Consider the following 6,286-nt stretch of genomic DNA (forward strand, 5'->3'; position numbering starts at 1 on the left):
CCCACCACGGCCTGCAGCGCGCGTGCGCCGCCTGCGAAATCGGAGATCTCGACGTCGAGGCCTTCGGCCTTGAAGTAGCCGAGCTGTTCGGAGATGGTGAGCGGCAAATAGTAGAACGCCGCCTTGCCGCCCACTGCAATGGAAATCTTCGTCTTCTCGAGCTTGGCTTGCGCAAAGACCCGCGGCAACGCAATGGTTGCCGCAGCGACTGCGGAGACTGTCATGAGGGTTCTGCGGTGGAGCATGGAGCAATCCTGCGGGCGCTTGATTCTGGTGGACTGAATCGAGCTTAGGGGTGCGCCCCCGTTACCTGCATCGGGGTCATCCCGTGCGGGTTTCCACGTAAGCATGAAGGCCTCCACGAGGCCTGTGCCGAATGGCCTGCTGCGCACTGGCGCAGAGGCTTTTATCGCTCTTAGCGCGCGATAAAAAGGATCGCGATATTGACCACGAAACCGAGCGCCCATACCGCACTGCGCACGGAGCCGATGCCCTTGATATAGACCGCGATATAGATCGCACGCAGTACGACATAGGCCGCCGCCAGCATGTCGAGCCGCGCCTGATTGGCGCCGAGCTGGTGCGCAATGATCACCGCGCCGATGAAGAACGGAAGGCCTTCGAAGCTGTTGGCCTGCGCGCTGTTGGCGCGCGCGCGCCAACCGCTCTGCTTTGCGGCCCAGTCGCGCGGCTGCACGTTGTCGCGCGGACCGAAACTGCCGGCCTTGGCGATCCATGCCGCGAGATACGGCAGGCCGCAGGCGATGAACACGCACCAGTAGGCGACGGTGAGCAAGGAAAGAGTCATGCGGGTTGTCTACGTTCGATGGAGAGCTGGCGCAGCGAACGAACGCCGCGCGCTATCGGCGGTCCACCAGGGCATGCGCGATGGTGCCGAGATCCACGTATTCGAGCTCGCTGCCGGCAGGCACGCCGCGCGCGAGGCGCGTCACGTTGAGGCCGCGCTGCCGGAGCGCTTCGCCGATCACGTGCGCGGTGGCTTCGCCCTCCGCCGTGAAGTTGGTGGCCAGGATGACCTCGCTCACGGTGCCGTCCAGTGCGCGGTCGAAGAGTTTCTGCAGGCCGATGTCCTTGGGTCCGATGCCGTCGAGCGGACTGAGCTTGCCCATCAGCACGAAGTAGTAGCCGCGGAAGGCCCCGGTGCGTTCGAGCGCGGCCTGGTCGGCCGGCGTCTCGACCACGCAGAGCTTGCTTGCGTCGCGGCGCGTGTCGAGGCACACGCTGCAGACCGGTGCTTCGGTGAAGGTGTTGCAGCGTTCGCAATGCCGCACGTTGCCGGCCGCCTGCTGCAGCGCGCGCGCAAGCAGCTGCGCGCCCTCGCGGTCATGCTGCAGCAAGTGGAAGGCCATGCGCGAGGCCGACTTGACGCCGACGCCGGGCAGGCGGCGCAGCGCATCGACCAGCGCATCGAGCGAACTGGCGTCGGCCATCAATGGCTCAGAACGGCAGCTTCATGCCGGGCGGGAGGCCCGGCATGCCTGCGGTGAGCTTGCCCATCTTCTGCTCGCTGGTTTCCTCGGCTTTGCGCACCGCGGCATTGAAGGCGGCGGCCACCAGGTCTTCGAGCATGTCCTTGTCGTCGGCCAGGAGGCTCGGGTCGATGGTGATGCGCTTGACGTCGTGCTTGCAGGTCATCACGACCTTCACGAGGCCCGCGCCCGACTCGCCTTCGACCTCGATGGTGGCCAGTTCTTCCTGGGCCTTCTTGAGGTTGTCCTGCATTGCCTGCGCCTGCTTCATGAGGCCGGCCAGTTGTCCTTTGTTGAACATCGTTGGTCCTGATTGGTTGGAATGGGGGAAGGATAAGAGAGATGGCGGCCGATGCCGAATGCCGCAGGAGCCGGCACGGTTTTTCAGTGGCGTTCCGTCAGGCGGGCTTGAGTGTTCCAGGCACGATCTTCGCATCGAATTCGCGCATCAGCATCTGCACTTCGGGATCGCTGCGGATGGCCTCCTCGGCCACGCGCTGGCGCTCGTCGGCCGCCTGCTTGTTGCGGCGCGCGGGGCTGTCGACCACGGCGCCGATCTCGATGGCGAGCTTCACGCCGTGACCCAGCGCGGCCAGTGCATCCGTGAGCTTCTCGCGGGCCGAAGGCTGGTTGAGCAGCTCGCGCTCGACGCGAAGTATCCACTGGTCGACGTCGCGCGCCACCAGCTGCGACTGCAGCGCGAGTTCGCGCGCGAGGGCGTTGATGCTCTCGGCCGCGATCATCTGCGTGACCRTGGCGTGCCAGAAGTCGCCGTCCTCGCTCGGCGGAATGGGCGGTGCCGGGCCGCGCTGCTCATCGGGGCGCGGCGCGTCGCGCTGGCTCGGCGGCGGCTGCACGCGCATGGGAACGGCAAGCACCCGGGGCGCCTCGGCAGCCGGCGAGGGCTCAATTTCTGCGGAAGGCCTGGGCCCGTTTGGCCGCACGGGCTCGTTGACCACGGCCAGGCGCTGGCCGGCCGGCGCCGGATTGGATCGAGGAGGCACCGGCGCAGCGACGGAAATCGACGCTGGCGGCGCGACGATCGCCGCCGTGTCTTGATGAGCCGGCGCTACGGGCGCAGGGACCGAAGCCGCCCGGGCGGCTTCATTCAGAGTTTTTTTTTCCGCGGAGGCCGAAGAAGCGGCCGCGTTGGAAGGCTTGAAGGCCAGGAGCCTGAGCAGCACCATGGTCAGCGCCGCGTACTCGTCGGGCGCCAGCCCCAGCTCGCTGCGCCCGTGCAGGCACAGGCTGTAGAGCAGCTGCGTTTCGTCGGCCGGCATCAGCGACGCGAGGCGCGCCGTATCGGCCGCGTCGGGATCGGTGGCCGAATCGGCCGATTCCGCCCGCGACGGCACCGCCTGCAGCACGGCCATGGCCTGCAGCACCGCGGTCATTTCTTCCAGCGTGGACGCGGCGGACATGCCGTCGCGCCGCAGCGCCTCGGAGGTGTCGACCACCGTCCTGCCATCGCCCAGCGCCAGCGCCTCGATCAGCTTGAACACATGGCCACGGTCCACGCTGCCGAGCATCTGGCGCACGCCGGCTTCGAGCAGTTCGCCGTTGCCGAAGGCGATGGCCTGGTCGGTGAGCGACAGCGCGTCGCGCATCGAGCCGCGTGCCGCACGCGCCAGCAGGCGCAGCGCCTGCGGCTCGGCCGGCACCTGTTCGGCCTGCAGCACGCCCGTGAGGTGCTCCAGCACCGTCTCGGGCGCCATCGGCCGCAGGTTGAACTGCAGGCAGCGCGACAGCACCGTGACCGGGACCTTCTGCGGATCGGTGGTGGCCAGAACGAACTTGAGGTATTCCGGCGGCTCCTCGAGCGTCTTCAGCATCGCGTTGAACGCGGTGTTGGTGAGCATGTGCACTTCGTCGATCATGAAGACCTTGAAGCGCCCCTGCACCGGCTTGTAGACCGCCTGCTCGAGCAGCGACTGCACCTCGTCCACGCCGCGGTTCGATGCCGCGTCGAGCTCGGTGTAGTCGACGAAGCGGCCCGAATCGATGTCCTTGCAGGCCTGGCACACCCCGCAAGGCGTGGCCGTGATGCCGCCCTGCCCGTCCGGGCCCTGGCAATTGAGCGACTTGGCCAGGATGCGTGAGACGGTGGTCTTGCCCACGCCCCGCGTCCCGGTGAAAAGATAGGCGTGATGCAGGCGCTGCGTGGTCAACGCGTTCTCGAGCGCCTGCACCACATGCCCCTGGCCAACCATCTCACCGAAGGTTTTCGGACGGAACTTGCGAGCGAGCACGAGATAAGACATTGCGGGCATTCTAAAAGGCGCTGCACCGGCCTCGCCTTCACCCCCCGATCAAAAAAAGACCTGACTTTTCGTGGGACACCGAGGAACCGGCTTCGCCGGGCCTCTGGTGTCGCCCCCAGCAGGGGGGTGGGCGAAGCGACACGAAGTGCGCGCAGCCTGGGGGGTTACAATACGTGCTGACGGGCCTCCCTGCATGGTGAAGTGGCCAACCGGGTCAGGTGGGGAACCAAGCAGCCCTAACTGCGTAGTCAGTGCCAGGGGTAAGGCTCGTCAACCTAACATCAAAGATACGAGGCATGGCAGGCAGCCACCTCACCGGCGCTGAGTCCTCAGCCGCCGCATCCAGCTAGCCCATCTGCCGCAGTCCGGCCATGACCTCTTCGGCCGGCGGCAACTCGCTGGTTCGCCAGACCAGCCGGGCCTGACGATCGAACAGATAAACCTGGCCGGTATGGCGGTCGCCCGCTGCCGCGCCTCCCGTGAACAGCGAGAACATCGACTCAAGCGCCTCGGGGGCTGGCGCCGCCGCGCTCCACGTTGGCCTTGCGCCGAAGCGCCGCAACCAGGCGCTCAGTGCCACAGGGTCGTCGGCCAGCGGGTCGATGCTCAGCGACAGCAGGCGCACCGCCGTGTAGCGCTCCGACAGCAATGCCGCCTGCAGCGTCGAGAACAAGGCTCCCTGGATCGGGCAGACCGTGCTGCATCCGGTAAACATCAATTGAACGGCGGTTGGGGCGCCTCGTAACTGCGCCGCAAGCATCGGTGTGGCGCCGTCGTGGCGCCGCAGCGGCAGGGCCGGAACCGACACCGCCGGCAGCACCGGTCCGATGCTGGTGTTTGCGCGCGCCGCAGGCACACCCAGCCACGCCAGTGCACCGGCGGCAAGCAGGCGCCGGCGCCCGCGGGATGCAACCCGCGAGGATATGAAGGGGCCCCGCGCGTTCATTGGGTTCATTGAGAAAGGGCTTGCGTCAGGTAGTCCCACAACGCCGCGCACTGGTCTTCGTCGGCATCGAAGCGCGGCATGGCTCGGGGCAGCGTGACATGGGCCGGGTCGATGCCGGTGCGCAGCGTGCGGCAGAAGGATGTGCGCTCGTACGCGACAGGYGGGCCGCCGCGGCGCGGGAGGATTTCGCGCAATTGGCGCCGGTCGAGCAGCGGCGCGAAACCGGAGACAGCGGCAGTGGACTTGCCGGGGCCCGCGTGGCACTGGATGCAGCGCGTCGCTGCGCCCGGCAGCGGCGCGCTGTGGCCGGACAGCGTGCCGGCGAGCGGCTCGGTGCCGTCGAACAGGCGGGCGCCACGCGCCACGGAGGAAGGCACGGCGGCTTCCGGCTTTGCGGACCGCTCCGGACCAACGGCCAGAGCGGTTCCGAGCGCGAGTACCAGCATCATCATCATCGAAAGCCTCGGCTTCGCGAAGCGCCGGGCCGCTACCGGATGTTGATGGTGCGCGCCACGCTCGGCACGCCGCTGCTGTCGAGTGCGAACAGCATGTAGTTGCCCGGCAGCACGGTCCCGTGATCGGTCGGAATGCCCAGCTGGTAGCTGCCTGCCGTGCCCGTGAATGACAGCGGGATGCGGCGCTGATCGGTGTTGACCGAGTGAGTGGCCGATGCCATGCGCACCAGCGCAAACTGGGCCGCCGCGCGGTCGGTCGCCACGGTGATCTGGCTCCCCCATGTGGCGCTGGCCGGCGCGGCCGTGATGGCCGGGCGGGACGCCGGCGAACCGTCGCTCGCCAGCAGGTACGGTGGCGTGTAGATCTCCGCATCCGGGTGGTCGCCCGCACAGTCGCACAGCCCGCCGCCGCCCGCCAGCACGCGTCCGTCCAGCAGCAGAAGGGCCACGCTGTGATAGTTGCGCGGTTTCTGCATCGGCGGCACCGTGATGAAGCTCTCCAGCACCGGGCTCCACAGCTCGGCCGCCAGCACACTGTAGGAGTCGGAAAACGGAACGGGCTGCGTCTGTCCGCCTATCACGAACACCTCGCCGTTCGGCAGCACCACGCTGTTGACGAAGGTTCGGGCATAGGCCATCGGCGAAAGCTTGCGCACCGTGGGCGCCGCCGGCGCGCCAGCGCTGATGTCGATGATGTAGGCGGTCTTGAAGGCGTCGCCGCTGTCGTGGTTGGGCGCGCCGCCGAGCTTGAGGATCTTGCCGATGTCGTACATCACGGCGCTGGCGGTGATGGCATAGGGGTCGTCGCTGCGTAGCCCGGCCTGCAGGATGGCGCCGCTGCCGCGCGTGTCGATCCAATGCATTGCGGCAGCAGGCCCGGCGTGGAATACCCAGCCGTTGGCGGCGCCGAACAGCCACATGTGGTTGTCGCCCCGGTAGACCCCGGCCGCGTCCGGGCCGGCCAGCGGTGGGTCCGAGACATTGCTCGCATCGGGCATGTTGGCCGGTACGTCGGACAGCGTGCGCCAGGTCTTGGTGGCGGCCGACCACACCTCGCCGTACTTGCCGCCCTGCCCGCCGTTCCACGAACCGCCGACTGTGAACACGGAGCCGTCGGACATCGTCGTGCTCGCC

General features: G+C 67.7%; 8 protein-coding genes and 1 other RNA gene. 1 reads left to right on the forward strand and 8 read right to left on the reverse strand.

The window, feature by feature from the left end; all coding sequences use genetic code 11:
* The 5 genes from AC1DOC_RS14855 to dnaX all read right to left on the reverse strand — a co-directional run.
* Positions 1 to 245 (reverse strand): ABC transporter substrate-binding protein (locus AC1DOC_RS14855; RefSeq protein WP_478130004.1); only part of this gene is annotated, 245 nt, incomplete at its 3' end.
* A gap of 170 nt (positions 246 to 415) precedes the next feature.
* Complete coding sequence (locus AC1DOC_RS14860; RefSeq protein ID WP_012747443.1) at positions 416 to 808, reverse strand: MAPEG family protein; 393 nt, start codon at positions 806 to 808, stop codon at positions 416 to 418.
* A 52-nt stretch (positions 809 to 860) separates the two neighbouring features.
* On the reverse strand, positions 861 to 1,451 hold the full coding sequence (gene recR / locus AC1DOC_RS14865) for a recombination mediator RecR (RefSeq protein ID WP_018906122.1): 591 nt from the start codon (positions 1,449 to 1,451) through the stop codon (positions 861 to 863).
* A 7-nt stretch (positions 1,452 to 1,458) separates the two neighbouring features.
* On the reverse strand, positions 1,459 to 1,791 hold the full coding sequence (locus tag AC1DOC_RS14870; protein WP_012747441.1) for a YbaB/EbfC family nucleoid-associated protein: 333 nt from the start codon (positions 1,789 to 1,791) through the stop codon (positions 1,459 to 1,461).
* Between the two features lie 97 nt (positions 1,792 to 1,888).
* Positions 1,889 to 3,751, reverse strand: a complete 1,863-nt coding sequence (dnaX, locus tag AC1DOC_RS14875; protein WP_478130005.1) for a DNA polymerase III subunit gamma/tau — start codon at positions 3,749 to 3,751, stop codon at positions 1,889 to 1,891.
* 178 nt (positions 3,752 to 3,929) lie between these two features.
* Between dnaX and ffs the strand changes: the two genes are divergently transcribed.
* Positions 3,930 to 4,026, forward strand: an RNA gene (gene ffs, locus AC1DOC_RS14880) — signal recognition particle sRNA small type.
* A gap of 71 nt (positions 4,027 to 4,097) precedes the next feature.
* Here ffs and AC1DOC_RS14885 read toward each other — a convergent pair.
* The 3 genes from AC1DOC_RS14885 to AC1DOC_RS14895 form a co-directional block, all read right to left on the reverse strand.
* Entirely contained in the window at positions 4,098 to 4,706 is a 609-nt protein-coding gene (locus tag AC1DOC_RS14885; RefSeq protein ID WP_051128040.1) for an SCO family protein, read from the reverse strand.
* Positions 4,703 to 5,152 (reverse strand): hypothetical protein, encoded by a 450-nt coding sequence (locus tag AC1DOC_RS14890; RefSeq protein WP_018906125.1) that lies wholly within the window; start codon positions 5,150 to 5,152, stop codon positions 4,703 to 4,705. Before AC1DOC_RS14890 ends, AC1DOC_RS14885 begins: the two co-directional genes overlap by 4 nt.
* A 32-nt stretch (positions 5,153 to 5,184) precedes the next feature.
* Positions 5,185 to 6,286: galactose oxidase-like domain-containing protein (locus AC1DOC_RS14895; protein WP_478130006.1), on the reverse strand; the 1,102-nt coding region annotated here is incomplete at its 5' end.

This window comes from Variovorax sp. 01T439_2 (assembly GCF_056398445.1).